Here is a 26,682-nt window from a genome sequence, read left to right on the forward strand (position 1 = left end):
GATATATGAAACGATTTTACCATGTGGTAGCTATTGACATTCGTATTGTGTTAAACACTTTTGGAGATCACAACGAACATGGGAAAATATATATCTTAAAAGAAAATGTCGATAAAGTGAGAAGGGCGGTCGAGAAAAATCCGTTTACACCTGTTGATCTAGTTGAACCACTTTGTATTCGAGCCAATAAAGGAGATACAATTGAGATTTTGTTTGAAAATCAAATTAAAACTTCAGCTGGGATGCATTTTCAAGAAGTAGACTATGATGTATTGAATTCAGATGGAGCGAATGTCGGATTTAATCCAAATACACTTGTTAAGCCTGGGGAGAAGATTCTCTACCGTTTACAAGCAAATCATGAAGGAATTGCTTTCTTTTCTGACTTAGGAGATCCAGATAGTAGTGATGATGGCACAAATATTAACGGTTTATTTGGAGCCTTATTCATCGAAAAAATGGGGTCAACATGGACAGATCCTATTACAGGCGGACCTTTAAATAGCGGGGCAATGGCTGATGTTCATCATCCTTTCGCTCCATCATTTCGAGAGTTTGGCTTTATTTTTCATGATGAAATGCCAACGCAAGATATTACAGGAAACAGACCTCTTGATCCTGTCACAAATCAAGAAAGAGAATCTACTCATGCGATTAACTATCGTTATGAACCTCTACAAAACCGTAAAAAACTAATCGAAGAAGGAGTAGTATGCCCAGATTGTGAGGGAGAGGAAGTTCATCATGATTCATGGGTATTTGGAGATCCTGCAACTCCTATTTATCGTGGATATAAGGGAGATCCTGCAAAGGTTAGACTTGTGCATGGCGGTGTAAAAGAAACGCATGTTTTTCATTACCATGTTCATACATGGTTTAGAGACCCGCTAAATACGGATTCTGCTATATTTGATGCTCAAGCGATTAGTCCACAAAACTGGTATACAGTTGATGTTCTTTACGGGTTAGGGTCCCTTCAAGAAGCGATTGGAGATGCTATTATTCACTGTCATTTGTATCCGCACTTTGGAGTTGGCATGTGGGCTCTCAATCGGATTTTCGATACTCTTCAAGACGGAAGTCAATGTTACCCAAATGGAATTCCCATTAAACCGCTTCAACCTTTACCAGATCGTCCTGCTCCACCTAAGCCAACGAAAGAAAGACCTGGGTTTCCTAACTTTATTCCAGGAAAAGTAGGATGTAAAGCACCTCGGCCACCACTTGGGATTGTGGGAGGGCGCGGGTTAACAGAACTTGAAAGAAATGCAGCTGTTCCTACTGCAAGACCTGGAGCTGTTTTTGCAGATCCTTGTATTATTGAAGAAAACCCTGTTGTGCAGGAATTCAATGTTTCTCTTATTGAACTGCCTCTTGTCTATAACCGAGAAGGGTGGAATGATCCGAAAGGAAGAATTTATGTTCTTGATGAAGATCTGGACGACATTTTAGCAGGACGGAAGGAACCAGAGCCTCTTGTTATTCACATGAATGCTGGAACGTGTATATCTGTTAACTTTACAAATCGGCTTAATGAAGTCGCAGGAGGAGATGCGTTTCAACTTGTGACACGAACATATGAAGTAGGATTTCACGTTCATTTCGTTAAATTTGATGTTTTAGTTAGTGACGCAGCAAATGTTGGATGGAATTACGATTCAAGTGTTCTTCCTGGCGAAACGATTCGCTATGAATTTTTTGCAGATGTAGAATTAAAAGCATGGTTTTTACATGATCATTTATTTCCGAACTATCATCAGCAACATGGGGTGTTCGGTTCAGGAAATGCTCATGCAAGATTTTCGAAAGTCTTAGACTCGAAAACAGGAGAAGAAGTTCAGGTGGGAGCACAAGTTACTGTAACACATCCTTTAATTCCAGACTACCGAGATTTTGCTCTATTCGTCCAAGATTTTACTCTGTTATTTGATAAAGACGGCTGTCCACTTGAACCACCGGAATTTCCTGGTTCTGAAGATGACCCTGGTTTGTTTGGAGTGAACTATAAAAATGAACCACTACAGTTTCGGTTAGGGGAAGACTGTGATCCAGCTTATTCATTCAGCTCCTTTGTGAATGGAGATCCTGTAACACCTATTTTAAACTGTTACGAAGGAGACCCTATTAGAATTCGCGTACTACAAGGATCTCAAGAAGAATCTCACAGTTTTAATATGCATGGTCTACGCTGGAAAGCAGAGCGGCCAGATAGTGAAACAATGTTTGTTTGTCAAGAACATATTGGAATATCGGAGTCTTTTACATTTGAAATGGCTGTGCCAAATGCGGGAGATTATCTTTGGACTTTTGAAACAGAAGAGGATTTGTGGAACGGCTGCTGGGGACTAGTGCGCGCATTTGACGCAGAAGTCGATTTTCTTATTCCTCTTCCAGACAGACCTGACCCGCCAAAACGAACAAAGCCTTTACCTGTTTGTACAGGAAAACCGCCAGAGAAAGCAAAAATCGTTGAAGTAGATGCACCACCTAATGCTCCTGTGAAGCGCTTTGATGTTGTTGCGTTTCATGTTCCGATTCCTTACAGCAAATGGGGCGAAAAAGACCCGTTTGGTATCGTCTTTGCTCTAAAAAAAGATGTTAAAGATATTTTAGCAGGAAAGAAAAAAATACAGCCGCTGATTATCCGAGCCAATCAAGGCGATGTTGTAGAGATTCATTTAGAAAGCCGATTAGAATTTGATGAGTTTCCGTTTCCAGATGGAATTTGGCCATATCCTCCTGTAAAAGAGCAGGCATTTTATCCACCATCTGTCCGAATTTCCTTGCATCCTCAGCTTATTCAATATGATGTGAAATCTTCGGCAGGCGAAACGGTTGGATTTAATCCAGATCAGACAGTCGGTCCTGGTGAGAAGATTACGTATCGCTGGTATGTTGATCTTCCTGTTGGCGCGTGTGGAATGTGGGATATGGCCGATATTCGCAATCATCGCTCATTAGGGACTTTTGGAATGTTTATTGCTGAACCAAGAGGGGCTCAATTTTTAAGCCAGAAAACATTAAAACCTGTAATTACAACAGATAGAGCCATTATAAAACAACCATTTTTACCGACTACACGGGAATTTGCGCTTATTATGTATGATGGAGCTAGATTAGTCGATAAAAACGGAAAGTTAATTATTGACCCTGTTGACGGTATATTAGGTGGCGTAGATCCAGAAGAAATAGGGGATCTTGTTGATACGTATGATAATGGGTCGAGAGGGTTTAACTACCGAACAGAACGATTAATTAATCGACTTAACCAGGTTCCTGTATTAAAAGACTTATTTAGTTCGAAAGTACATGGAGATCCGTCTACACCAATTCTTGAGGCTTATCCTGGAGATCCTATTACAATTCGCTTTGCAAATCCGTCTGAACGAAGACGCGCCCACGGATTTCATGTGCATGGTCACTATTGGAATACAGATGACAAGGATATTTTCTCACAAGTGAAGTCTATCCGAGATCATATCGTCTTAGGAGACGTTGTTGATATCCAGCTGCATTACGGAGCAGGAAGCTTTTTTAACTTCCCTGGTGATTATATGTACCGTTCTGGGAATATTCGCTGGGACATTGAACAAGGCATGTGGGGCATTCTTCGTGTCCATAAAAACCTACAAAAAAATCTTCAGCCTTTAAAAGCGATAAATAATGTGAAAAAGCGAAATAAAAAGAAATGACTTTTTCGTGAATTGAAATAAGAAGGGGTATAACATGAAGAGAAAGCATTTGTTAGCCATCTTTTTAACGATCATTGTAATTGCTTTTGCGCTTGTTTATTGGCTATGGCCAAACAATGAAAAGCTTCCAGTACTAGATGAATTAAAGCCTGTAGCATTACAAAATGTTCATGGTGGAGAGTATGATTTTAAGAGCGGAAAAGTTAAGCTTGTCACTTTTTTTTATACAAATTGCCCAGATATTTGTCCGTTAACAATGTCTGATTTTAAAGATTTACAAGCAGAGCTCAAAAAGGATAAGATATTTGGTTCAAAAGTAGAACTTGTAGCCCTTTCACTTGATCCAGAACAAGACACACCATCTGTTGTAAAGAAATATGCAGAATCCTTTGGAGCGGACTCTACCGGATGGAAATGGCTAAGAGGATCCTTAAAGGATACGAAAAAAATTGCAGATGATTTAAAAATGCAGTACAAAAAAGGGGAAGGAAATTTTCTCTCTCACTCTACAACGATGTATCTTATTGATGAAAATAACGAAATCAGAGCGCTTTACGATATGGCTTACTCAGAGGAACCGATTGATAAGAAGAAAATATTAAGTGATATCCGATATTTAGTGAACAGGTAAGAAAAAAGGGCTTCAATCTTTTATCATGAAGAAATGAAAATCCCCCTTCTTCATCTTTTTACAGATAAGAAGGGGGATAAAGAATGGAGCTAGCGAGAATCGAACTCGCATTACTTGACTGCCAGTCAAGCGTAATCCCATTATACCATAGCCCCACTTTAGAGATATTTAGCGAATATTCTTTTATTATAAAGGAAACTGTCATACAGTACAATGAAAAAGAGAAGAGGAAGAGAGAAAATCTCATTTTCAGCTGACTTAAACGAGATTTTTTAATCACAAAAGTGTACGGTCAGAGAGAGTGTGAGGTTGTTCATCACCGTATATGACTTCGCTTAATAAGGAAATATCTTCTGAAATTTCTTTTTTCAATGAAGGTTTTTCACAATTCCTATAGTCGTCCAGCAACCGGGCTAGCTCTTTTCGAAAAAAGAGCACTTCTTGATTGTTAATCATCGTAAAAACCCCTTTTTTAAGATCAACTTCACTAAGAATCTAACATCACCGTATACTTATTAAAGTTGCCCATATATTTTATTTTCAAACCCTGTTGGAAGTATTAAGAAAGTTTCGAAAGCAAAGAAAGCTGAAACTAGGCGCTTTTTACTATATGCAAATAGAAAAAAAGGGTGCTTATCTGATTTTCTACTTTAATACATTAAATCGATAAGGGGTTCGTTTGAACTAATTTGTTTGAGTAAACGAGGAGACGGGTAGAAGTATAAGGGATGGAAAACTTGAAGGTGAATGAGGAGGTTTAAATCATGAAAAAAGCAAAAATGATCGCTGCTACAGCTTTAATTGGAGCATCTTTTGCAGGCGGCATTGGCGCAACTGTTCATGCAGAGAGCCCAAACATGACTAAAACAACAAATATTAAAGATGAGCAAAAACAAATGGCGTTAAATACACTGCTAGGCTTGTATAGTAAAGCCCAAGAAGGTAAAGTTTATGGAGGATTTAGCGATCAGTTTGTTGTTGGAGAAACAACGCGTACAGATGTATATAACAGCATTGGTAAGCCTTATTCAGTAGAAGGGAACTTTGAACATTATTCAGGTTCAATGGGGCAAGCTTCTTATGACTTCTCCTATGATAAAAAAGGAGTATTAAAAGAAGTGCGCTACTTTGGGACAAATGTGGAACGCCAAACAAATCTTGGCGGCATTACACCTGAAATGATAATAAAACATTTAGGGAAAGAAGACCGTACACACATTATTACAGGAACAAATGAAACAAACCATATTTATGATTTAGGAGATTATACGCTTGAATTTGTGGAAAGTGCTGACCATACGATAAGTCACGTGAACTTAGTCGCACAATAAAAAAGAGAAGGGATTCTCTCTTTTTTATTGTGTTTTTATAGGGGCTATATAAATAGATAAATCAAAACCGCAAGGACGTTTGGAATGGCAATCAATATAAATCTCTTTGATTCTTCCAAACGTCCGATTTTTCTTTTTTTTCGATGAGAAGACATCGTGCCTTTATTTCCTAGAATTAGACTGTCAAGGAAGTAGGCTAGTGCTAAAACGAGATTAATAAAGGCAACTCCCCCGCAAACATAATAAACATATTTCCATTCTCCCATAAAATAGGAAGTGACAAGGATAACAAGTAAGATAAGTATACCCGATATTAAGCCTTTTCTTATGATAATGATCCCTTCTTTCTGAAATCTTTATACATATTTTACCATAAAAATAATTTTATAGAAATATCAAGGAAATCATTCTCGTATAGGTAAAAGAAGAGGCGCACTATTAATAACGTAGTTAAGCTATACAAGGAAGCGTTATTACAGAATTTAGGGAAAGAAGAGGGAGGCGCATAATGTATGAATATGAATTTTATTTTCATATAGGATACTATGAAAGTGGTTATGAAGCAGTCGCCCGTAAACATAAAAATGAGTAATTTGGATTTTCTTCAAGAGTGAAATTATTTCTTTTATGCTATAATTTGTATATGAAATGAAAAAACACAATTCGGTTGGTAGTCCGGATGCATCATAATAAATGAATGTCAGTAGCCTTCCCCTCCTCGGGATGTCCATCATTTCGTAGTATTTTGTAGAGGAGGGAATCGTTATGAAGTTAACGATTTACCATGATGGTCAGTTCTGGATTGGAATGATTGAAATGGTAAGTGACGGACATTTAAAAGCATTTCGTCACGTGTTTGGAGGAGAACCTAAAGATTCAGAAGTGTTAACTTTTATCTACCATGAACTTTCAACTCTTATTCATAATTCGCATCAATCAGGTATCCACGTAAAACAAAACTGTCCCAACCGCATCAACCCTAAACGGTTACAGCGCAGAGTAGCAAAAGAGATGAAAAGAACCGGAGCATCAACAAAAGCCCAAGAAGCGGTTAAGCAAGAACATGAAGAACGAAAAAAGCAACGTAAGCATATCACAAAGCAGCACCGTGAAGAAGAAAAGCAGCGAAAATATCTCCTTAGAAAGAAAAAGGCAAAAGCGAAGCATAAAGGAAGATAGAGAAAAAAGATCCCTCGTAATTGGGGGATCTTTTTTGATTTAAGGTTATTTCACACTTTCACTAAGCGCTTGATGTTTAAAAGAAAAAATTTCGTCTACAGCTTTCTTATATCCACCTGCATTTTTAAAAGAAGCGCTAATTTTTGTAGTGTTCTCTTTGTAAGAAGATTCACATAAGAGGGTATGAGCTGTTTCTTTTAATTTTTCTGCGGTAATACTGTTGAGATCAAGATGAATACCCGCTCCTAACTCTGCAATGCGCTTTGCAACAATAGGTTGATCAACACTTACAGGAAGGACAGCTAATGGAATATTAAAATATAATCCTTCACTTGAACTGTTCATTCCTCCATGTGTAAAGAACACATCTGTATGTTGCAGCACTTCTAGCTGAGGAACATAGTTTTTCACAATGAAGTTTGCAGGGATATCACCAAGCTCCTCTATTTTTAATTTTTTACCGATGGACATCACAACGGTTCCTTCAAAATCTGCAAAAGCTTTAAAGCATGTTTGATAAAAATCAATGTTCTCATTGAATATTGTTCCAAGAGAAATAAAGATTACAGAATCATTTTCTAATTTTTCTAGCGGAAATTCGATATTATGCTGTCTTTTGGCAATAGAGGGTCCAACAAATTTAAATGTATCATCAAGCTCTTCACGATACATTTGGTAATGTTCAGAAGTATAGACAATCGTTAGGTCTCCAGGGTTTGGCATAATAGAGCCTTTATGACGGATGAAGGTTAAATCTACATTATGTTTCTGTTCAATATCTGTTAATATTTTTTCGCTTTCTTCATCAAAACCTTCTATACCTTCTGTTACATCTAGATGTTTTTTCATATCTTCTAACATGTTTTTTGTAAAAGCAAACGTTGTGCAATTGCAAAGTTTAGGGATGTTTAGCATTTTCGCTAAAATGACGCCGGCTAGACAAACTTCATCATAAATAATATAGTCATATGTTTCATCTTGAATATCAGCCACAATTTTGTCTAATAGAGACCTGTTCATTTCTAAGATTTTTGACATGGTAGGAAGAGTATTGGCATTCATCGTTTCTGAAAAATCTTCGTATGTTCGGACAACGGCACCAACGTTTTCGAGGCGCTCTCTAAAACGTTCTGTGCAATAATATGTAATCGATTCGCCTCTCTCAACTAACTCTTTGACTAATCCAACAGTTGGATTGACATGTCCTTCAGCTGGTAAGTTAATAAATAATACATTAGACATGAAACAGCCTCCTTTTAAATAAATACTCACATTTAAAGATAATTTCGAGTTTTACTTACTTAAACACTCTGAATGTGGAGATTATACCACTTTATCATAAAGTAATTCTAGTGAATTTGTTGGATTAGGAGGATGAACCTATTTTAGTGTGAAAAAATGTCTTACATTGTTTAGGTCAATAGTAACCTACTACAATATATTTCTTTTACTTTAGGGGGATGTTAGCACGATAACAATGAAAAGGGGCATAAACAAAAAAAGCTCCATAGCTAGTATGGAACTCTTTTTTCTCTACTTTTACTTCAAAATCTTCGATATCTCCTTAATGTTAAGAATTAGCCAAAGAAATGAAAAGCTTTTTAAAATTTCTCCGTCTTTACATCTATATCTAAAAACTCTTTTGGTATTTATATGAACTTCGAAAAATTAGAATATCGAAAAAAAGAATCATGACTATCATCGTTTGCACATATGACACAATGCCTAATCTTTTTAATGAGCTTTCTTTTTTCGTAAGAAAGGTGTCACATAAAAGATTAAGCATAAAGAAAATGATTAGGGCAAAAAGTGCTTCAGCAATGATCATATCTTTATTCTCCCATCCTTAAAAACGGATTGATTTTTCTCCTATTGTATAAGAAAACTTTGTTTTATGGAAATTTATTGAATTAACCGTTCTTTTAATGAAATATATATATAACAATAAGTAATATATATATTTCATTATATCGAGAAGGTGTTAGTTTGGAAAACAAAGTGAAATTAGCGCGCGTTGAAAAGTCAATGACTCAGCAAGACTTAGCTAAGAAAGTTAATGTGACAAGACAAACGATTGGATTAATTGAAAAAGGAGAATATAATCCGTCTCTAAAGCTCTGTCTTAATATTGCCCATGCTTTAGGAAAAACGTTAGATGACCTATTTTGGAAAGGGGAAGAAAGATGAAGAAATCGTGGCTATCGATCTTTTTACCAGAAGATGAGTATAAAGAAAAAAGGATTTTATATTTTTTAGGAGAAGCCGCTATTATAGGGATATGTGTTAGTCTTTTATTTCTAATTGCAAGCTATATTTATCCACTTCGTCTGATCAACACGAGCCTATTTTTTAGTTTCGTCGTAGTTGGACAGGTTATCTATATCTTTTTAAGATATATCTTTGCTGGAATGGAATATACGAACACGTTTAGCAGCAACGATTATAAAAGAGAAATGAAAAAAATCTTTTTTCAATCTCTTACATTTATGTTTGTATTTTTTGCGTTCTATGTATTGATTAGCGGTCTTCCACAAAAACAGCCCGAGTGGAGAAACATGATTTGCTTGCCAATTCTTAGCAGTTTTTTAATGTTTTTAATGAATTTCATTTCTCTTAAATCATCGTATAGAAAAAATAATGGATAAAAGTCATTACCTATTTTATGTCGTCTCTTCATATTCGTAAACAACATTTACAATGTATCGGCAAAGAAAATAAACGATAGGAGAACATAAAATGAAGAAAATACGGTTTCTTACTTTATTACTATTTGCCGGTTCCTTATTAATTGCTTGCAGTAATAAAACAATAGCAAGCGAGTCAGCTAAGCCAACTGTTAAAGAAATCTTAAAAGAAGACAGCAACGCTGATATCATTCAGTTAAATGATACAGTTTATAAAGCGGGCGTTGATTGAGTGGGAAAAGAAAAAGTAACGAAAAACATAAGAATGGGGCAGATTGATTCCACATTTTCAAAGGGCAAGATATTCGTTTTTTTTGAAATGGGATGGCAACGGTTTTACCTGTAGGAACGGAGATCTATTCTGTGGAAGAAAATGTAGATATTTTGATTGCTGAAGGAAATGATGAAATAGAGAAGTATGTAGCATTAGCGGAGGAATAGGCAGAATCATTAGAGATAATGTAGCAAAAAAAACATAGGGGGTTAACCCCCTATGTTTTTTTTGCTATAATGCACCTATTAGACCATTATACGATTGAATTTTGTTCAACATCTTCTTTAAGAAGAAAATAGTGTTGCGGCAGTTCCGCAACTGTGAACAAAATAGCTGTAAATACTGCACCAGGAAAAAGGACGTATGCATTTTCAAATCCGTACGGCAAAATATAGGTAATAAAGAACGCCGTGAAGAAGTCGATAATGAGCGTAATAATTTTAGTATGAGAACGAAGCAAAATGCGTTCTACATACCTTGTGACAAGAGCAATCGCCACACCAATGATAATTGGTTGCCAGTAGGAAGAATAAAAGATACCGGGGAAAATAAAGGCCGCAAATGTTGCTAAAACAGGGGTTAAAATCAATTTGATAAGTAAAATAGTCATTGTGCGTCTCCTTTTTATAAGTTAACGCTAGTATGTGTAATAAAAAAGAATTCACGCATACTACAACAAAAAAAGGCTCCTAGATGGAGAAGCCTTTTTTCTTTTACGCCGAAGGTTTATAGTTTGATGCGGGTTTTTTTGCGGGTTTTGGTCTTAAATTTTTAAGCTGTTTTTTCAAGTATTCTTTTAAAAGGCGCTTCTTTCGGATACTTTTATCTCGATTTTTCATTTCACATCACCACCTCTATTGTACTCAAAAGGGAGGCATTTCGTGCTAGATAAAAGACAAAAAGATACTATCGACCTTGCAAGTTTGTCAATTTAGACAGCATGCGCTCGCCGCTTTTCATTGAGGAACCACATAAAGGGCAGCTTGGCTTTTCATCGAACGAGAAGTTTTTTCGCATCCATCCTACGCATTCCGTTGATTCGCATTCCCATACAGCAACTTCTTCTTGTACTTCTTCTTCGGTATTTCGTTTACTCCAATGCATAACACCACTCCTCTTTTTTGACAGAGTACGTTCACGTTTGTCACGCTTTGTAAGGAGAACGAATCTGTTTGTTTGCTTAATTTATATTGCCATTAGATGAAAGCGATTCAGCCTGTCTAAGCATTACAAATAAAAAATTCACATATCTCCTTGTATTCGCTAAGATGGTACTTTTATGAATACTGTTAACATGTGAAGGAAATCTGTTATAATTTTTCTAACTAGTCTTAATTATACGCTTATTATTCATCCTTTTCAATGTATATTTATTACAGAAAAGGAGGCATATAAAGATAAATGCGTCATATATGCTCTATAATGTTTAATATGAATATCTTTAACATCTTGTGTAAGACAAGTGGAGGGGAAGTTGTGAAACAAAGATTTGATGCAACAAATATTGCTTATACATCAATTATTACATACAGCATTACCGTTTGGTTTATCCAATCCGAATGGCTTTTGTTGTTGCTTTTACTTGCGGTTATTAGCTTTTGTTGGCCACATCGATATATGTTAAAAAAGCTCCGTTTTTACGAACTAGCTCTTTTATTAGTTGGTTTTATTGTACTTGTTACCATTGGTTCAGTGCTTGTATGGGGAAGCGATGCGCTTATTTCAAGAGAAATTACTATTGGAGATAATGGGAAAATTGGCGTTCAGTTCCTGCTAATTTTAATTGTGTTGTTCGGTCTAGGATACTTATTTAAACGTCTATTCAAAAAAATGTTCGGAAAAAGAGTAAATAATAATAAAAAATAGAGAATTTTCATTTACTTATTCATTTTTTCGAGGTAGTCTTATAGAAATAAAGCAATTTTAAAAACATAATGAAAAAGTGGGGAACGCAGAATGATTAAAGCTGTTTTTTTCGATCTTGATGATACGCTGCTTTGGGACAAAAAAAGCGTAAAGGAAGCCTTTGTAGCAACATGTACATATGCAAGTCAGAAACATAATGTCGATGTTGAAAAATTAGAAGAAGCGGTAAGAGAAAAAGCCCGCGAACTTTACTCTTCTTATGAAACCTATGAGTTTACTCAAATGATTGGAATTAATCCTTTTGAAGGACTATGGGGAAACTTTTTAGATGATGATGATAACTTTCGCAAAATGAAAGATATTGTACCAGCTTATCGAAAAGAAGCGTGGATACAAGGATTAAAGGAGCTCGGCATCGATGATGAAGCATTTGGAGCAGAGCTTGCAGAACGCTTTCCACTTGAACGTCGTAAGCATCCGTTCGTATATGAAGAAAGCTTTCGTACGTTAGATAAGCTAAAAGAGAATTACCGTCTTCTTTTATTAACAAACGGTTCTCCAGATCTTCAAAATACAAAGCTTGAAATCACACCTGAGATTGCTCCTTATTTTGACGAGATTATTATTTCAGGAGCATTTGGTCGTGGTAAGCCTGATCCAACGATTTTTGAACACGCTCTTGAAAAAATGGGGTTAGAAAAAGACGATGCTATTATGGTAGGAGATAACTTAATGACAGATATTTTAGGTGCCTCACGCATTGGGATGAAATCAGTGTGGATTAACCGTGAAAATAAAGAACGTAATGAAGTTACTCCAACGTACGAAATTACCCATTTAGAAGAACTATATCCACTGTTAGAAGAGTTGAATAAATAAAAAAAGCCTCCGTCGTTGCGGAGGCTTTTTTTATTTCAGTAGGTCAATTGTCTTTTCAAGCCAGACAATATATCCTTTTTCTCTTTCAATGGCTCTCGTTAAGACGAGGTAGTGACCAAATTGAGGAGAAGAGAACGTAATCGGTATTTCATCTTCTTCTAGTAAAGATAGCGTTTTTTGAAGCTTTGAAAGATTTTCTTTCCTCTTAACAAGCTGATCGTTAAAAAGGTCATATGCTTCTTCTTTCTCCATAGCTGAAATAAAGTATGTTTTTAGCATAAATTCATCTTTGTTTACACTTGAATCTCGCTCCACTTTTTCAAGCCACTCTGAAAGCTCTTTTTCTCCAAGCGAAGTAATTTCATATACTTTTTTTTCAAGTTTTGTTCCTTGAACAACGACTTCATACTGAATAAATCCTTCATCTGTCAGCTTTCGTAATTCAGGATAAATTTGGCTATGTTTGGCTGTCCAAAACTGTCCAAGTGGTCCTTTAAATTTACTTGTAATATCGTACCCTGTTAATTTCTCGTTGTAGAGAAGTCCTAGTATCGCATATTTTAAAATCCGCATGCTTTGCCTCCAGCTCTATTATTTGACACTATTATATCATAGTGTTAATATAAACATGTAAATAGTTACATGATTTCTTCTTGCTTAGAAGAAGAAGGGGGAAAACTATTATGAATAAGCCGTCATTGAAAAAAGTGGCTTCTGCAGAAATTGAAGTTGCCGCACCAATGGTTGTTGGCCACACAAGGCTTGGAAGACGACAGTTTATTCCAATCAAAGGTGGGAAAATAGCCGGAGAAATAAATGGCAACATTATAGACGGTGGAGCCGACTCGCAAATCATTCGTGCTAACGGACGAACAGATTTATCTGCTCGTTACGTTATCGAAACGAACGATGATGAACTTATTTATATCGAAAACAATGGTATACGCCAAGTGAGCGAGCGTTTTAGAGATCGTGCCTCAAAAGGGGAAATTATTGATCCTGAGCACGTTTATTTCCGCACGGTCCCGACGTTTGAAACAAGCAGTGAGAAATACGAATGGCTTGAAAATTCCCTGTTTGTTGGAGCGGCTCTTCGTACAGACACAAAGGTAGTATTAGATATTTACAAGGTACTTTAATCAAGAAGGAGAGAGAAACATGGAAAACTTTATTGGAAATCACATGATTTATACGTATGAAAACGGTTGGGAATATGAAATGTATATTAAGAATGATCATACAATTGATTATCGTATTCATAGCGGAATGGTTGGCGGACGATGGGTACGTGATCAAGAAGTTGATATTGTAAAATTGACAAAAGGCGTTTATAAAGTATCATGGACAGAGCCAACAGGAACAGATGTATCCCTGAACTTTATGCCTGAAGAAAAACGCATGCACGGCATTATTTTCTTCCCAAAATGGGTACATGAACATCCAGAGATTACGGTTTGTTACCAAAACGATCACCTTGATTTAATGAAAGAGTCAAGAGAAAAATATGAAACATATCCAAAATATGTTGTACCTGAATTTGCAGACATTACGTATCTTAAAAACGTTGGAAAAGATAACGAAAGCATCATTTCAAAAGCTCCATATGAAGGTATGACAGATGACATTCGTGCTGGAAAACTTCAATAAGCATAAAAAAAGCCAAGTACATATACTTGGCTTTTTTTAGTGTATTTTATTTTCAGAATAGTTTTATTATAATGAGAGGAGAAAAACTGCAGAATTTGTCATCTTTTTTGTGCAAACTCTAAAAGAGAAAAGAGGGATGTTCATGAAAGTTGTTCAGTTTGAAGTCTGGAGAGAACGAAGAAAGAGGCGCCGCCGGATAAAAACTGCGGAAATCGGAGTCATTTTTCTTCTTTTATTGGCCGAGCTCTTGCTTGTATGGAACGGAGATTTTATGATGCATGAGGCATTTGAAAGAGGAAACGCACTTTATTATACCCTTATTCTTCTTTCGCCTTTTTGTCCCATTTTGCTGCTTTTTCTATTTTTAAGAGTTTTTAAACAAAAAGAGAGACGTTTATCGTGAAAATGATCCATGTTATCCAAAAACGAAAAAAGCCCTAACTAAAAATCAGGGCTTTTTTGTATTATATACCAAGCAATGAAAGAACATATGTCCAAAAGCTAATAAGTACGAGTAAAAATAAACTATATTTAAGCGTCATTGTAAGCAGTTTAGATTCTTGCCCTGTTTCTTTAACAGCAGCTGTTGCAATCGCAATAGACTGTGGTGAAATAAGCTTAGCCATAACGCCTCCGCTCGTATTAGCTGCAAGAAGAAGCGATGAGCTTGTGCCAATTTGAGCGCCTGTTACAACTTGTAAGTTACCAAATAGCGCATTGTTGCTAACAACAGAGCCTGTAATAAAAACGCCAATCCAGCCTAGCACAGGGGAAAGAAGAGGAAAGATGTCACCTGTTTTAGCTAGCGCAAGACCAATAGAAGAAGAAAGCCCAGCAAAATTGGCAAGGTTTGCAAAGCCCATAATCAAGCAGATTGTCACAATCGGAAGCCAGAGCTCTTTTACAGTTTCACCAAGTCCTTCCCACGTTCTTGTCCCATTCATATTACGACTTAAAAGAGCTGTTAACAATACGGCAATAAAGATAGCTGTACCTGTCGCCGCTAAAATATCAAATTTGAATATAGCATCAAGCGGCATTTTTTCGGCTGAGATAGGCGGGATTTTCATAACCGCTCCATCTAAGCTAGGAATGTGAATCATCAGCGTTGTTTTCGCCAGAGAACCACCTTCTACAAAAAGAGCTTTAAAAGCAGGTAAACTCCATAGCATAATCATGATTGTTAAAATATAAAAAGGTGACCATGCAAGTACAATATCTTTAAATGAAAAATGAGGGTGTGTACTGATACTTTCTTCTTTGTTCTCTCGATAAATATGTTTTGGCTGCCATTTTCGAAGGAAAAGGGCTAGAGCTGCCATGCTGAGAAGAGCAGGAATGATGTCGGCAAGTTCTGGACCTAAAATGAACATTGTTAATGTTTGGAAAATTGTAAAAACTAAACTTACAACAAGAAGTGCTGGAAGCGTTTCTTTAATTCCTCTCCACTTATCTAAGATGAAGACAAGTAAAAAGGGAATAATAAAAGAAATGAAAGGGAGAATGAATATAAGCGTATGTGATAAGTCCAATGTTTTTAAAGTTCCCATTTGTGCTCCTACGATAACAGGAATGCCAATAGCTCCAAATGCTCCAGAAGCAGCATTTGCAATTAAACAAAGCATAGCAGCTTTTAACGGACGAAAGCCAAGTTCCGTGAGCAGAGCTGCACAAATAGCAATTGGAACGCCAAAGCCTGCTGCTCCTTCTAAAAAGGCGTTAAAGCTAAATCCGATTAATAGCACTTGCAGGCGTTGATCTCGTGAAATGTTAGCAATACTGCCTCGTATAACCGCGAATTTTCCAGACTTCACAGCAATTTTATATAACCAAACAGCCATAATAATGATGTAGCCAATTGGCCATAATCCGTTCGCGATGCCTTGTACAATCGCTGCTAATGCCTTTGTGATTGGCATATGAAAGCCAATCACAGAAACGCAAGCACTAATAAGTAAGGTAAGAAGGGCGGCTATGACACCCTTCATTTTAAATAAGGTGAGTGAGATCAAAAAGAATAGTACAGGTAGAGTTGCAAGTAGTGCTGATAAATAAACATTACCTAAAGGATTATAGTTTTGAACCCACATGATGACTCACTCTTTCTTTTACGTTATTTTGTTACTTCTTCAAAGTGTGGAGCTAAAATCTCTTTTAATACATGTGCACTATGAGCAAACTTTTCTTCTTCTTCCTTATTTAAATCAAGTTCTACAATTTCTCGAATTCCATCTCGATTAATAACGGCTGGAACCCCGATATAGACGTTTTCTTCGTTATATTCACCTTCTAAGAGGGCAGATACGGTTAATATGCTGTTTTCATTGCGTAAAATTGCTTTTGTAATGCGAACAAGTCCCATTGCAATGCCATAGAAGGTAGCACCTTTACTTTCAATGATTTGATAGGCAGCATCACGTACGTTTAGAAATAGTTCATCTAAATCTTCTAGTTTGTATTCTTTATTACGTTCAATCATTTTAAGAACAGGGATACTACCAACATCAGCAGAGCTGTAAACAGGAAGTTCACTATCTCCGTGTTCTCCGATAATATAAGCATGCACATTTTTAGGGGCAACATTGAAATATTCACCAAGAAGGAAGCGGAAGCGAGCTGTATCTAAAATTGTGCCAGAGCCGATTACGCGTTCTTTTGGCAAGCTGCTAAATTTCCAAGTTGCATAGCTTAAAATATCTACTGGGTTTGTTGCGACAAGAAAGATGCCGTCAAATCCGCTATCCATTACGTTATCAACAATGTTTTTAAAGATTCTTAAATTTTTCTCTACAAGATCAAGGCGAGTTTCGCCAGGTTTTTGGTTAGCCCCTGCACAAATCACGACAAGATCTACGTTTTTACAATCTTTATAATTACCAAATCGAACGTGAGTCGGATGAGGGGCGAAAGCTTTTCCATGATTAAGGTCCATCACATCTCCCATTGCTTTCTGTTCATTCAAGTCAATCATAATTAGTTCATCTGCAATACCTTGGTTTACAAGAGCAAAAGCATAGCTTGATCCTACAAATCCTGTTCCAATTAATGCGACGCGGTTTACTTTTTCCATGAATAACTCATCCTTTCTGACGTTAAGAAAATGTATAAATTTGTTTGTGAATTATTTCACAATTAAATCATACATCATATTTTTATAAGTGACAACAAATAAATTCCAATTATCTTGTCTATTTTGTGAAAAATATCACAAATCGAACTTATTAAAAATATAGCAAAGAATAATATTATATTTTCCTCGAAAAACCAAAAAACAAACATCAATCAGTTTAAAGAGACGAATAATCTGATGAAAAGAACAATAATTCAAAAAAACTATGTTCTAAAAGATATTATATAAAAAACTCAAAGAAAATTCTTTGAGCAAAAATTAACGACTAGAAAACAATAAACCAATACCAAGCAATCCAAAAACGGTTCCTTTTGTATATTTTAAAACATGCTGAAAGCGTAAGCTTTGAATAAACTTTTGGCCAAGTTTAGAAGCAAAAAAAGCAATGATGCTAAAAATGATTAACGTTTCGATAATAAAAATAAAACCAAATAAAAGCATTTGTAAATTCACATGTTCAAGCTCTGGACGTACAAATTGAGGAAGAAACGTCAAGAAAAATAGGGCACATTTCGGATTCGATAAATTCATAATCATGCCTTTTCGAAAATAGTGTCCTTGTTTTTTATGGGGAAGCACCACTGAGGGATTCTTTTCTCGAAAAGCTTGAAAAGCTAAATAGAGAAGATAAATGACCCCAACGATTTTTAAAATGTTAAAAGCAAGCAGCGAGCTTGCGAAAACAACGGAAAGACCAAAAGAAGCAAGCAGCGTATGAAACACTGTTCCTGTAATAGATCCTGCAACAGTTTGTAGCCCTGCTTTTTGTCCAGAAGATATGCTTTGGGTAAGAACAAAAAGCATATCCTGGCCAGGGATAAGGACAACCGTGACGGATACAAGTAGATAAGGTAGAAGCCATGTAAGTTCCATATTTCCCCTCTTTTCTTTTTATTCAACTTTTTTATTCTAATTTCTTTCGACAATCTTCTCAAGAGTGTCAGATAGTGAATTAATATAGCAGTCTGGTGAAGGATTGAAGAGAACTTCGTCACGTATTGTTTTATATAAAAGAGCAAGCATGATAAAATGAAAAAATAACCATAAAATAAGAAGTGAAAGTAGAGGATACAGCGATGAAAAGAGAACCATCTTTTGCAACAGGCTGCTTTTATGGAGTCCTGATGTCGATTCCACTTTGGTTAATCATTTTATGGGGCGTAAAAAAATGGATTCTATCATAAACATCAATATAGAATGCTCATAGAGAATCCTGCTTCTTGTTTTATAGCAGGATTCTTTTTAGTAAGAAAAGGGAAGAAGTTAAAGAAAATATAGGTTGAAGGGTGTATAACAGGATGGGATCAATCATAAAAAGACGCAATATTATTAAATTTACGAATGGAAAGACAATAAACATAGAAGATTCTGTTGCTACAGAATTTCCAGTGACAATCAAGGTAAATAAAAAAGAATTTGTGACAATGGTATGCACACCTCAATATATAGAGGATATGGTAATTGGCTATTTAGCCTCTGAACGAGTGATTCAGTCCTATAAAGATATTAAGAATTTATGGCTGCAAGAAAAAGAAGGATTTGTTCATGTTGAAATTGAAAACCTTCATACATATTATGAAACCTTTCAAAACAAGCGCTATATTACATCATGTTGTGGAGGAAGCCGGCAAGGTTTTGTTTTTACAACGGATGCGCTTGCAGCTAAGAAGATAAATTCCAATCATGTAAGCGTTACCCCTGAGGAATGTATTTACTTTATGAATAAGCTCCAAAACAGTGCAGATACGTTCAAACATACTGGAGGTGTTCACAGTGCCGCTCTTTATGACCGAAATGGTTTCTCTCTAGAAAGAATGGATATTGGAAGGCACAATGCCCTAGATAAAATCTACGGGTATTGCTTAAAGAATAACCTTGATTTACATGGGAAAGTTGTGGCTTTTAGCGGGCGAATTTCTTCTGAAATTTTGCTTAAAGCAAATAAGATAGGCTGTGAGGTTTTACTATCTAAATCTGCTCCAACCGAGCTAGCGCTAGAACTTGCAGAACAGCTTGGGATGACAACTGTCGGCTTCATTCGAGGAGATGGTTTTAATGTTTATACAGGAAGCAAACGCATTATTTTCCCTACCTAAAAAGAGATCTTTTCTAGATATGGATAGCGGGGCAAAGCCTATTATAATTTGAGATAAAAAAATGGGAAACAGTATAATAAGAACTCCAATAGTTCAGTAAGTGAATTATTTTTCGGAAAAAGGAGAAGTGAAGTTTAAGAGAAAAGGGGAGAAAAGATGGAAAAGACGGTGGCAGTTACAATTAATGGGGAAGAACATAACATTCAACAAGGGACAAGGCTCTTAGATTATTTACTAGCTCAAAATATCCCTCATCCTCACGTTTGCTATTCTGAAACGTTAGGTCCCATTCAAACATGTGATACATGTATGTGTGAAATTAGCGGCGATATTATGCGAGCTTGTTCTACTGAAGTCCAAGAAGGAATGGAGATTTTAACCTCATCTGAACGTGCTCAATCTTCTCAGAAAGAAGCGATGGATCGCCTGTTGGAAAATCATTTATTATACTGCACAGTTTGTGATAACAATAATGGAAATTGCCGTGTACATAATACAGCAGAACAGCTTGAGATTGAACATCAAACACGTCCATTTCGTGAAAAAGGATACGAAAAGGATTATTCTCATCCTTTTTACCGCTATGATCCAGATCAGTGCATTTTATGCGGGAGATGTGTAGAAGTTTGCCAGGACGTTCAAGTAAACGAAACGCTTACCATTGACTGGGAACGTAAAATGCCACGTGTTCTGTGGGACAACGGAAAAAGTATTAACGAGTCTTCCTGTGTATCCTGTGGTCAATGTGTCACTGTTTGTCCATGTAATGCCCTAATGGAAAAATCGATGATTGGAGAAGCTGGATTTTTAACAGGAATGTCAGAAAAGATATTAAATCCAATGATTGATCTTGTGAAAGAAGTTGAGCCCGATTACAAGACTATTTTTGCCCTATCAGAAGTAGAAGCAGCAGCCCGAGAAAAACGAACAAAGAAAACCAAAACAGTATGCACTTTCTGTGGTGTTGGCTGTTCATTTGAAGTATGGACAAAAGGCCGAGAAATCTTAAAGATTGAACCAACCGAACAGGCGCCTGTTAACAGTATTTCAACCTGTATTAAAGGAAAATTCGGCTGGGATTTTGTAAATAGCGATGAACGGCTAACAACGCCTCTCATCCGAAAAGGCGATCAGTTCGTTCAAGCATCTTGGAATGAAGCTCTTACACTCATTGGAGAAAAGTTCGGGTTTATAAAAGAAAAGTATGGTGGAGATGCTCTTGGATTTGTAAGCTCTTCTAAAACGACAAATGAAGAAGCCTATTTAATGCAGAAGCTTGCTCGTCAAGTTTTTGAAACAAATAACGTTGACAACTGTTCCCGCTACTGTCAATCTCCTGCCACAAATGGATTGCTTGCAACTGTTGGCTATGGAGGAGATTCTGGCACCATTCAAGACATTGAGAATGCTGGTCTTGTGATCACTATCGGTGCAAATCCAACAGAAGGACATCCTGTATTAGCAACTCGTGTCAAAAGCGCTCGTAAACTTCGCGGCCAAAAGCTCATTGTAGCTGACCTTAGAAAACACGAATTAGCAGAACGCTCAGATTTATTTCTTCGCCCGAAACAAGGAACAGACTATGTATGGTTAACGGCTCTTGCAAAATATATGATTGACAAAGGCTGGCATGATGAAAAATTCATCCGCGAGCGTATTGACAATTATGAGGAATATGTAGAGCTCTTAGACAAATATACACTTGATTATGCCTCAGAAGTGACAGGTCTCTCTATAGAAACCCTTCACAATACAGCAAAAATGATTTATGAAGCGGACGGAACCTGTATTCTTTGGGGAATGGGCGTGACGCAAAATATTGCAGGATCCCATACGTCAGGAGCAATTGTGAACCTTCTGCTTGTAACGGGTAATTTTGGACGAACAGGAACAGGTGCTTATCCGCTTCGAGGTCACAATAATGTACAAGGGTCCTGTGATATGGGTGCACTCCCACAGTCGCTTCCTGGAAATGAACCACTTACAAATGATGAAGCAAGACAAAGGTTTGAAGAGGCTTACGGAGTGTCTATTTCAAAAGAAAGCGGCTTAACGAACATAAACATGTTAGTAGGAGCGCAAGCAGGAAGTTTAAAAGGCATTTATTTAGTAGGAGAAGATATGGCCTTAGTTGATGCAAATGCGGAGCATGTTCAGGATGCACTGAGTAATCTAGATTTTTTCGTTGTGCAAGATTTATTTTTCACAAAAACCGCTCAGTTTGCAGATGTGATTTTACCAGCTTCACCCTCCCTTGAAAAAGAGGGAACATTCACGAATACAGAACGAAGAATCCAACGTCTTTATCAAGCGATCCCACCGTTAGAAGATTCTAAACCAGATTGGTGGATTATTCAAGAGATAGCAAACAGATGCGGGGCTCAGTGGAATTATCGCCATCCAAGCGATATTATGGATGAAATTGCTCGCCTTTGCCCAAACTTCGCAGGTGTTTCATATGAGAGATTAGAAGGATGGAAGAGCCTTGTATGGCCTGTTCAACAAAGTGGAAAAGATGAGCCGCTTCTCTATACAAAACGCTTCAATTTTCCAGATGGAAAAGCGCGTTTCTCACTCAAAGAATATGTACCGCCACTCCAGTTTCCAAAAGAGTATGACCTAACGTTAAATAACGGCCGGCTGTTAGAACAATTTCACGTTGGCAATATGACAAACAAATCAAAAGGCATTCAGTACAAGCTTCCTGAAGTATTTGTAGAAGTTTCTCCACACCTTGCAGCAGAGAGAGGAATAAAGGATGGTTCACTTGTTCGCCTCCGCTCTCCATATGGGGCAATTAAACTTCATGCTCTTGTCACAGATCGCGTCGAAGGAAACGAACTATATGTACCGATGCACTCTGTTCAGCATGAAAATGCCGTCAACCTTCTAACAGGAACGGCAGGAGATCTTCAAACCCAAACTCCTGCCTATAAGCAAACAAAAGTAAAGATGGATGTTTTAGCAGAAAACGGAGAAAAGCCACTTCCATCTTACAATCACCGTTATGCTCAACGTCATCCTCAGCTTGGGGTTGAAGTTGAACGAAAATGGAAGCGCAATGATTATGAACCGATTGCAGATCAAAACCAGCCTATAAGAAAAGAAACAAATGTAAGGTAAGGGGGGAGTATAATGGCGAAACCTATTACAAAAATTGAAAAACTAGTATTAACAGAAGAGGAAGAGCAAGAAAGAACTCTTCAAGAAATGCTTCACGAACTTTCTAAAAATGTGGGTGGTGTGAAGGAAACGATGACATTACTTCAAGAGCTTCATAAGAGTGGAATATTAGGAGCTGTCAATCATCTTGTAGAAGCCAAGGAAGATGTCACGGAAATTGCTGTTGAGCAGATGCTTCGTCCTCCTGTGACAAATGCCATTAATAATGCTATGGCAGCAGCAGGAGCGCTAACAGATATTAATCCTCAAACAACAGAAAAGCTTGCAAGCGGGTTTGCCAAAGGATTGCAAAAGGCGGAAGAAGGATTAAAAGAGGAGAAAAAAATAAGTATGTTTGAACTTGCTCGGTCATTGAAAGATCCAGATGTTAATCGGGCAATTAAATTCTCTCTCAATTTGTTAAAAGGAGTAGGGGAAGGATTAAATGAGAAATAAAAAATTTACAAACAAAAGGATGCTAATTTGTATTAGCATCCTTTTGTTTGTAAGAAAAAAAGTCCTTTTACATAAATATCTTATTTTAAAATGCGAAAATGTGTACTTTTAGCCAAATGTGTTCTAAATACGTTTAGCTCTCTATCTAATGAGGAATGTGGTAGAGGAAAGGAGCTGGTGGTATGCATTTGAGATATATTCCTCTCATGAAAGTGGTTTTTCAATACATACAAAAGAAAACACCTCGTTGTTAACAGAGTACCGGAAACATTTTCTTCCCTCACCGTTCTTTTCAACAAAAAGAACAAACAACTGGAAAATATAGTATAATAAAATAGGGAGAGAGAAAATAAAGAGGAGGTGGATTTGAAAGCATGTTGGATATAATTTAACTTATAGGATAGAGAAAAGCTGTTATCTTGGATCCGGCTCTTTTATATCGTTTATGAAAGGAGAAAGTCACTGATGGATGATAATTTTCTCGCATTTCTTGCAAATCTTCTTCCTTCCACATGGAGTAGAAAACCTCTAACAACAGAAGAGAAAATCAATGAAAACATAAAAAAACTTCGAAATGTTCCATGGTTTCAATCATTATTCGCTTCCCATATGGACATTTTTATCATGAATGATTATGTTCGATTTTCTATCGGTTTACAAAATGTAGAGAACTTATTAAAAAATGAGCGAAAACAGAAAATATTTAAAGAAGATTTAGTTCATACTCTACAAAAAATTAGAATGTCACAGCAACGGAAGAAAAAACTGTAATCATCTAAGGATATATCCACTTCTATAATAACACGTTCATCTTTTGGTTCTTGAATACTATGTGCGAAGCGGAAGTGAACATAAAGAGTAAGGTGCGTGAATATGGAACCTATACCTATAATGGAATTACGGAATATTACCAAGCACTATAAAAATAAAATAGTCTTAGAAAACGTTTCTTTCTCAATCTATTCAAATCAAATCATTGCACTTGTTGGAAAAAATGGATCTGGTAAAAGTACTTTATTAAAAATTATAGGAGGATTGGTCAAGTCAGACAGCGGGGAAGTGTACAAACCTGCATCTCCTTTAAAAATAGGATATGTTCCTGAAATTACTCCTTCTCATATTCCATTCACTCTAGAAGAATATCTTATTCATATGGGAAACATTAGAGGGATGGATAAACAACACTTAAGACAGCGAATTGATTGTTTACTAGAAATATTTCATTTACAAGAAGACCGCCAAACAGCGATTGCCGAGTTATCTAAAGGGATGAAACAGAAGGTGATTATTATGCAGTCAATGATTGAGGAGACAGATTTCCTTATATTAGACGAGCCCTTATCTGGGTTGGATCCGAAAGCGCAAAATGATATGGAAACGATTCTCTTGTCTTTAAAACAAAGAGGATTAAGTATTATTTTTACGTGTCATGAAATGAAATTAATAGAAAACCTAGTGGATAGACTCCTATGTATTAAGAATCACCAGATTGTTCAAACTAGTGTTCCTGTTCATGCTGCCATTGGAGGAAACAAACTTGTTTTTAGTATTCTTGCGAAAACATCGTTAAAAGAAGTACTTCCTCTTATGAAAATCCAACAACAGCATGATTTGAATTCTAACGTGAACGAGATAGAGGCTATTGTCAAACCCGAGGATACAGATAAACTTTTAAGAGAACTTTTGCAAAGAGGGGCCTCAATTAAGAAACTTTTCCCTATAAATGAAGATAACGAGAATTTATATAGCTATTTCGAGAGGGGGAAGAACTAAAGACAATGAAGGGCTTATTACACTATCACTTTCACAATTACTTAAGATCCCATCGATATATTCCTCCTCTTTCGCTTTACATCTTGTCTCTTGTCATAAATTATACATATACACCAAATCCGATATTAGACAGTTATTCATTTACGTCTTTACTCCTTTTCTTTATAATGGGATGGTTTACAGTCACCCTATTTCATGCTGAAGATGAAGGACAAAAAAGGATCACAATGCTCCATTGTAAGAATCTAAGAAAATATTATCGGTCTTTATTTACAATATGCAGCCTTATTGGTCTTTGTCTCAGTCTTATTTCAGTAGCTTATCCAATTGTTTTTAACGCGTTCGGTGTAGAAACGCGAGGACTACATCTTATAATGGGTTTTTTGTCTCATTTTAGTTTATCCCTCTTAGCTCTTTCCCTTTCCGCTCTTTTTACAAGGGAACTTATCCAAAAACAAAGCAATACATGGTGGGGAGTTCTTGGTATTCTTGTTATATCTGTCGCCATCTCCACTTTGAAAGATACGATAAACGGATTTATCTGGTTGTTTCCTCCTCTTCATTTCTCATTAGAAATTATGAGTTCAGAAGATAACATAAAGTCTATACCTGTCTTATTTTGGGGGCAGTTCAGTTGGATCTTTCTTTATACTTTTCTATTAATAGGGCTCTTCTTTTGGATAATGAATCGTAAATATTCCTTGTAAAAAAACAAGGAGAAAGCATCTTGCTTTCTCCTTAGGGTTTAAAGCGGACCTATTTCATTAAATGGCCAAAAGCGAAATACCGCTTGTCCTTGAATACTTTTCATAGAAAGTAAACCGAAAATCCGGCTATCTTTGCTTATCGGACGATTATCGCCAAGAACAAATACATATCCTTTAGGCACCACTTTTTTACCTGTTTTTTCTTCTAAAGTAAAGTCTTCTGTCCAATGTTGGCTAATTGATTCTTGTTTAGCTACAGAATTTAAATAGTCTTCTGAATAGGCTTTTCCATTCACATATAGGGTATCATTTTTCATTTCTACCGTATCTCCAGGAAGGCCAATTACGCGTTTAATATAACGATCATCAGAGTCTGGAGCATCAAAGACGATGGTATCAAATCGATCTATATCACTCAGTTTACTCACAATTACACGATTATCATTTTGAATAGTTGGCATCATAGATTCCCCATGAACCGTGTATGGAGAAAAAATGAAGTTGCGTGCAATTAACGCAATTACAATAGCAAAGCCAAATACTTTAATCCAAGAGAAGATTTCTTTACGTTTTTCCACTAATTTCACATCCTTAAAGCAACAGATTCTTTATTATGTTACCACAAATTCCATAGATAGGAAATGGAGAGATAGGATGAAAGAACTAAATCTTGTATTAATGACAGAAGAGGAGTTTCATATCTTTATAGAAAGAGAAGTTTTCCGCTATGCGGAAAGTCTTCGTAAATATAAAAGATTACAGAGAGAAGAAGCATTGAAAAAAGCTCATCTCGAAACACAACGTCTTCTTCCTCATGGAATAAACACGCTCTTTCATACTTTTTATCGTTGCCGTAATCGGACTGAAGACGTTGGGACGCTTTGGATATATGCGGATAAGAAAAAGAAGCAGGCTTTTATTTATCACATGACGATTTTTAAATGTTATCAAGGAAAAGGATATGGAAAAGCTACATTAAAGGAAATAGAGAAGATTCTTAGAAAACAAAAAATCGATACCATCTCGCTGAACGTCTTTTATGAAAACCAGCGGGCTTATCACCTTTATAAAGAAATGGGATTTGAAACAGTCAGTATGACGATGAAGAAACAATTATGAAATAAAGGATGAAAACGGGATAGAAAAGGGTATAAAAATAATAAGAAATATGTAAA

General features: G+C 36.4%; 29 protein-coding genes and 1 tRNA gene. 19 read left to right on the plus strand and 11 right to left on the minus strand.

The features are described 5' to 3' along the window. Positions 1 to 5: 5 nt before the first annotated feature. Positions 6 to 3,692, plus strand: a complete 3,687-nt coding sequence (locus B9N79_RS10205; protein WP_046217307.1) for a multicopper oxidase domain-containing protein — start codon at positions 6 to 8, stop codon at positions 3,690 to 3,692. 34 nt (positions 3,693 to 3,726) lie between these two features. Continuing rightward, the gene (locus B9N79_RS10210) at positions 3,727 to 4,323 is read left to right on the plus strand and encodes an SCO family protein (protein WP_040057569.1); all 597 of its coding nucleotides are present in this window, start codon (positions 3,727 to 3,729) and stop codon (positions 4,321 to 4,323) included. Positions 4,324 to 4,407: 84 nt separating this feature from the next. On the opposite strand, the gene B9N79_RS10215 is transcribed toward B9N79_RS10210, so the two are convergent. Together B9N79_RS10215 and B9N79_RS10220 are read right to left on the minus strand one after the other, a co-directional pair. Next, positions 4,408 to 4,478: transfer RNA gene (locus B9N79_RS10215), tRNA-Ala, on the minus strand. Positions 4,479 to 4,599: 121 nt separating this feature from the next. Further along, positions 4,600 to 4,779 carry a hypothetical protein gene (locus B9N79_RS10220; RefSeq protein ID WP_046217308.1) on the minus strand — a complete coding sequence of 60 codons (180 nt, stop codon included), beginning with the start codon at positions 4,777 to 4,779 and terminating at the stop codon, positions 4,600 to 4,602. A 308-nt stretch (positions 4,780 to 5,087) separates the two neighbouring features. On the opposite strand from B9N79_RS10220, the gene B9N79_RS10225 reads away from it, so the two are divergent. Further along, complete coding sequence (locus tag B9N79_RS10225) at positions 5,088 to 5,654, plus strand: YjgB family protein (protein WP_046217309.1); 567 nt, start codon at positions 5,088 to 5,090, stop codon at positions 5,652 to 5,654. Positions 5,655 to 6,419: 765 nt separating this feature from the next. Beyond that, positions 6,420 to 6,833: a YjdF family protein gene (locus B9N79_RS10235; protein WP_046217310.1), complete on the plus strand. Its 414-nt coding sequence runs from the start codon at positions 6,420 to 6,422 to the stop codon at positions 6,831 to 6,833. Positions 6,834 to 6,878: 45 nt separating this feature from the next. Here B9N79_RS10235 and B9N79_RS10240 read toward each other — a convergent pair whose 3' ends face one another. Further along, positions 6,879 to 8,075 (minus strand): macrolide family glycosyltransferase, encoded by a 1,197-nt coding sequence (locus B9N79_RS10240; protein ID WP_046217311.1) that lies wholly within the window; start codon positions 8,073 to 8,075, stop codon positions 6,879 to 6,881. A 744-nt stretch (positions 8,076 to 8,819) separates the two neighbouring features. On the opposite strand from B9N79_RS10240, the gene B9N79_RS10250 reads away from it, so the two are divergent. The 3 genes from B9N79_RS10250 (at position 8,820) to B9N79_RS10260 (ending at position 9,749) form a co-directional block, all read left to right on the plus strand. Beyond that, positions 8,820 to 9,020 carry a helix-turn-helix transcriptional regulator gene (locus tag B9N79_RS10250; protein WP_019394333.1) on the plus strand — a complete coding sequence of 67 codons (201 nt, stop codon included), beginning with the start codon at positions 8,820 to 8,822 and terminating at the stop codon, positions 9,018 to 9,020. Continuing rightward, positions 9,017 to 9,478 carry a hypothetical protein gene (locus tag B9N79_RS10255; RefSeq protein ID WP_085118215.1) on the plus strand — a complete coding sequence of 154 codons (462 nt, stop codon included), beginning with the start codon at positions 9,017 to 9,019 and terminating at the stop codon, positions 9,476 to 9,478. Before B9N79_RS10250 ends, B9N79_RS10255 begins: the two co-directional genes overlap by 4 nt. 91 nt (positions 9,479 to 9,569) lie before the next feature. Further along, on the plus strand, positions 9,570 to 9,749 hold the full coding sequence (locus tag B9N79_RS10260) for a hypothetical protein (RefSeq protein WP_046217314.1): 180 nt from the start codon (positions 9,570 to 9,572) through the stop codon (positions 9,747 to 9,749). Between the two features lie 295 nt (positions 9,750 to 10,044). On the opposite strand, the gene B9N79_RS10265 is transcribed toward B9N79_RS10260, so the two are convergent. The 3 genes from B9N79_RS10265 to B9N79_RS10270 all read right to left on the minus strand — a co-directional run bounded on the left by B9N79_RS10265 (position 10,045) and on the right by B9N79_RS10270 (position 10,895). Further along, the gene (locus B9N79_RS10265) at positions 10,045 to 10,401 is read right to left on the minus strand and encodes a DUF2512 family protein (protein WP_046217315.1); all 357 of its coding nucleotides are present in this window, start codon (positions 10,399 to 10,401) and stop codon (positions 10,045 to 10,047) included. 103 nt (positions 10,402 to 10,504) lie between these two features. Then, positions 10,505 to 10,630, minus strand: a complete 126-nt coding sequence (locus tag B9N79_RS26730; protein ID WP_264158241.1) for a hypothetical protein — start codon at positions 10,628 to 10,630, stop codon at positions 10,505 to 10,507. 67 nt (positions 10,631 to 10,697) lie between these two features. Continuing rightward, positions 10,698 to 10,895 (minus strand): cold-inducible protein YdjO-related protein, encoded by a 198-nt coding sequence (locus B9N79_RS10270; RefSeq protein WP_019394327.1) that lies wholly within the window; start codon positions 10,893 to 10,895, stop codon positions 10,698 to 10,700. Between the two features lie 372 nt (positions 10,896 to 11,267). Between B9N79_RS10270 and B9N79_RS10275 the strand changes: the two genes are divergently transcribed. Next, positions 11,268 to 11,657 carry a hypothetical protein gene (locus tag B9N79_RS10275; RefSeq protein WP_123796574.1) on the plus strand — a complete coding sequence of 130 codons (390 nt, stop codon included), beginning with the start codon at positions 11,268 to 11,270 and terminating at the stop codon, positions 11,655 to 11,657. A gap of 90 nt (positions 11,658 to 11,747) precedes the next feature. Beyond that, on the plus strand, positions 11,748 to 12,536 hold the full coding sequence (locus B9N79_RS10280) for an HAD family hydrolase (protein ID WP_019394325.1): 789 nt from the start codon (positions 11,748 to 11,750) through the stop codon (positions 12,534 to 12,536). Positions 12,537 to 12,566: 30 nt separating this feature from the next. Here the strand turns inward: B9N79_RS10280 and B9N79_RS10285 are convergent, their stop codons facing one another. Beyond that, entirely contained in the window at positions 12,567 to 13,109 is a 543-nt protein-coding gene (locus B9N79_RS10285; RefSeq protein ID WP_040057565.1) for a PadR family transcriptional regulator, read from the minus strand. Between the two features lie 110 nt (positions 13,110 to 13,219). Here B9N79_RS10285 and B9N79_RS10290 point away from each other — a divergent pair, with 110 nt between their 5' ends. From B9N79_RS10290 to B9N79_RS10300, 3 genes are all read left to right on the plus strand, one after another. Then, positions 13,220 to 13,675: a DUF3237 domain-containing protein gene (locus tag B9N79_RS10290; protein ID WP_046217316.1), complete on the plus strand. Its 456-nt coding sequence runs from the start codon at positions 13,220 to 13,222 to the stop codon at positions 13,673 to 13,675. Between the two features lie 19 nt (positions 13,676 to 13,694). Next, a complete protein-coding gene (locus tag B9N79_RS10295; protein WP_046217317.1) occupies positions 13,695 to 14,183 on the plus strand; it encodes a phenolic acid decarboxylase in 489 nt (162 codons plus the stop codon). A gap of 142 nt (positions 14,184 to 14,325) precedes the next feature. Continuing rightward, complete coding sequence (locus B9N79_RS10300) at positions 14,326 to 14,586, plus strand: hypothetical protein (RefSeq protein ID WP_046217318.1); 261 nt, start codon at positions 14,326 to 14,328, stop codon at positions 14,584 to 14,586. A 61-nt stretch (positions 14,587 to 14,647) separates the two neighbouring features. Here the strand turns inward: B9N79_RS10300 and B9N79_RS10305 are convergent, their stop codons facing one another. The 3 genes from B9N79_RS10305 to B9N79_RS10315 form a co-directional block, all read right to left on the minus strand. Beyond that, a complete protein-coding gene (locus B9N79_RS10305; RefSeq protein ID WP_046217319.1) occupies positions 14,648 to 16,273 on the minus strand; it encodes an L-lactate permease in 1,626 nt (541 codons plus the stop codon). A gap of 23 nt (positions 16,274 to 16,296) precedes the next feature. After that, entirely contained in the window at positions 16,297 to 17,253 is a 957-nt protein-coding gene (locus tag B9N79_RS10310; protein WP_040057561.1) for an L-lactate dehydrogenase, read from the minus strand. Between the two features lie 318 nt (positions 17,254 to 17,571). Beyond that, positions 17,572 to 18,186, minus strand: coding sequence for a LysE family translocator (locus B9N79_RS10315; RefSeq protein ID WP_040057560.1), 615 nt, complete (start codon positions 18,184 to 18,186; stop codon positions 17,572 to 17,574). Between the two features lie 425 nt (positions 18,187 to 18,611). On the opposite strand from B9N79_RS10315, the gene fdhD reads away from it, so the two are divergent. From fdhD to B9N79_RS10345, 6 genes are all read left to right on the plus strand, one after another. Then, entirely contained in the window at positions 18,612 to 19,409 is a 798-nt protein-coding gene (gene fdhD, locus B9N79_RS10320) for a formate dehydrogenase accessory sulfurtransferase FdhD (RefSeq protein WP_046217321.1), read from the plus strand. A gap of 156 nt (positions 19,410 to 19,565) precedes the next feature. Beyond that, a complete protein-coding gene (fdhF, locus tag B9N79_RS10325) occupies positions 19,566 to 22,532 on the plus strand; it encodes a formate dehydrogenase subunit alpha (RefSeq protein ID WP_040057558.1) in 2,967 nt (988 codons plus the stop codon). A 12-nt stretch (positions 22,533 to 22,544) separates the two neighbouring features. Further along, positions 22,545 to 23,027 (plus strand): helical membrane plugin domain-containing protein, encoded by a 483-nt coding sequence (locus B9N79_RS10330; protein WP_019394314.1) that lies wholly within the window; start codon positions 22,545 to 22,547, stop codon positions 23,025 to 23,027. A gap of 465 nt (positions 23,028 to 23,492) precedes the next feature. After that, entirely contained in the window at positions 23,493 to 23,798 is a 306-nt protein-coding gene (locus B9N79_RS10335) for a hypothetical protein (RefSeq protein WP_040057557.1), read from the plus strand. A gap of 102 nt (positions 23,799 to 23,900) precedes the next feature. After that, positions 23,901 to 24,800: an ABC transporter ATP-binding protein gene (locus B9N79_RS10340; RefSeq protein WP_046217322.1), complete on the plus strand. Its 900-nt coding sequence runs from the start codon at positions 23,901 to 23,903 to the stop codon at positions 24,798 to 24,800. Positions 24,801 to 24,805: 5 nt separating this feature from the next. Continuing rightward, positions 24,806 to 25,507 (plus strand): hypothetical protein, encoded by a 702-nt coding sequence (locus B9N79_RS10345; RefSeq protein WP_040057555.1) that lies wholly within the window; start codon positions 24,806 to 24,808, stop codon positions 25,505 to 25,507. Between the two features lie 38 nt (positions 25,508 to 25,545). Here B9N79_RS10345 and lepB read toward each other — a convergent pair whose 3' ends face one another. After that, positions 25,546 to 26,085, minus strand: a complete 540-nt coding sequence (gene lepB / locus B9N79_RS10350; RefSeq protein ID WP_040057554.1) for a signal peptidase I — start codon at positions 26,083 to 26,085, stop codon at positions 25,546 to 25,548. A gap of 76 nt (positions 26,086 to 26,161) precedes the next feature. On the opposite strand from lepB, the gene B9N79_RS10355 reads away from it, so the two are divergent. After that, a complete protein-coding gene (locus B9N79_RS10355; protein WP_040057553.1) occupies positions 26,162 to 26,626 on the plus strand; it encodes a GNAT family N-acetyltransferase in 465 nt (154 codons plus the stop codon). Positions 26,627 to 26,682: the final 56 nt, after the last annotated feature.

The sequence above is a fragment of the Priestia filamentosa genome (assembly GCF_900177535.1).
Classification (GTDB): Bacteria; Bacillota; Bacilli; order Bacillales; family Bacillaceae_H; genus Bacillus_I; species Bacillus_I filamentosa.

Coding starts and splice junctions, on each gene's coding strand:
- B9N79_RS10205 (WP_046217307.1), top strand. CDS start 6: ATGAAACGATTTTACCATGTGGTAGCTATTGACATTCGTATTGTGTTA.
- B9N79_RS10210 (WP_040057569.1), top strand. CDS start 3,727: ATGAAGAGAAAGCATTTGTTAGCCATCTTTTTAACGATCATTGTAATT.
- B9N79_RS10220 (WP_046217308.1), bottom strand. CDS start 4,779: ATGATTAACAATCAAGAAGTGCTCTTTTTTCGAAAAGAGCTAGCCCGG.
- B9N79_RS10225 (WP_046217309.1), top strand. CDS start 5,088: ATGAAAAAAGCAAAAATGATCGCTGCTACAGCTTTAATTGGAGCATCT.
- B9N79_RS10235 (WP_046217310.1), top strand. CDS start 6,420: ATGAAGTTAACGATTTACCATGATGGTCAGTTCTGGATTGGAATGATT.
- B9N79_RS10240 (WP_046217311.1), bottom strand. CDS start 8,075: ATGTCTAATGTATTATTTATTAACTTACCAGCTGAAGGACATGTCAAT.
- B9N79_RS10255 (WP_085118215.1), top strand. CDS start 9,017: ATGAAGAAATCGTGGCTATCGATCTTTTTACCAGAAGATGAGTATAAA.
- B9N79_RS10260 (WP_046217314.1), top strand. CDS start 9,570: ATGAAGAAAATACGGTTTCTTACTTTATTACTATTTGCCGGTTCCTTA.
- B9N79_RS10265 (WP_046217315.1), bottom strand. CDS start 10,401: ATGACTATTTTACTTATCAAATTGATTTTAACCCCTGTTTTAGCAACA.
- B9N79_RS26730 (WP_264158241.1), bottom strand. CDS start 10,630: ATGAAAAATCGAGATAAAAGTATCCGAAAGAAGCGCCTTTTAAAAGAA.
- B9N79_RS10270 (WP_019394327.1), bottom strand. CDS start 10,895: ATGCATTGGAGTAAACGAAATACCGAAGAAGAAGTACAAGAAGAAGTT.
- B9N79_RS10280 (WP_019394325.1), top strand. CDS start 11,748: ATGATTAAAGCTGTTTTTTTCGATCTTGATGATACGCTGCTTTGGGAC.
- B9N79_RS10285 (WP_040057565.1), bottom strand. CDS start 13,109: ATGCGGATTTTAAAATATGCGATACTAGGACTTCTCTACAACGAGAAA.
- B9N79_RS10290 (WP_046217316.1), top strand. CDS start 13,220: ATGAATAAGCCGTCATTGAAAAAAGTGGCTTCTGCAGAAATTGAAGTT.
- B9N79_RS10295 (WP_046217317.1), top strand. CDS start 13,695: ATGGAAAACTTTATTGGAAATCACATGATTTATACGTATGAAAACGGT.
- B9N79_RS10300 (WP_046217318.1), top strand. CDS start 14,326: ATGAAAGTTGTTCAGTTTGAAGTCTGGAGAGAACGAAGAAAGAGGCGC.
- B9N79_RS10305 (WP_046217319.1), bottom strand. CDS start 16,273: ATGTGGGTTCAAAACTATAATCCTTTAGGTAATGTTTATTTATCAGCA.
- B9N79_RS10310 (WP_040057561.1), bottom strand. CDS start 17,253: ATGGAAAAAGTAAACCGCGTCGCATTAATTGGAACAGGATTTGTAGGA.
- B9N79_RS10315 (WP_040057560.1), bottom strand. CDS start 18,186: ATGGAACTTACATGGCTTCTACCTTATCTACTTGTATCCGTCACGGTT.
- fdhD (WP_046217321.1), top strand. CDS start 18,612: ATGGGATCAATCATAAAAAGACGCAATATTATTAAATTTACGAATGGA.
- fdhF (WP_040057558.1), top strand. CDS start 19,566: ATGGAAAAGACGGTGGCAGTTACAATTAATGGGGAAGAACATAACATT.
- B9N79_RS10330 (WP_019394314.1), top strand. CDS start 22,545: ATGGCGAAACCTATTACAAAAATTGAAAAACTAGTATTAACAGAAGAG.
- B9N79_RS10335 (WP_040057557.1), top strand. CDS start 23,493: ATGGATGATAATTTTCTCGCATTTCTTGCAAATCTTCTTCCTTCCACA.
- B9N79_RS10340 (WP_046217322.1), top strand. CDS start 23,901: ATGGAACCTATACCTATAATGGAATTACGGAATATTACCAAGCACTAT.
- B9N79_RS10345 (WP_040057555.1), top strand. CDS start 24,806: ATGAAGGGCTTATTACACTATCACTTTCACAATTACTTAAGATCCCAT.
- B9N79_RS10355 (WP_040057553.1), top strand. CDS start 26,162: ATGAAAGAACTAAATCTTGTATTAATGACAGAAGAGGAGTTTCATATC.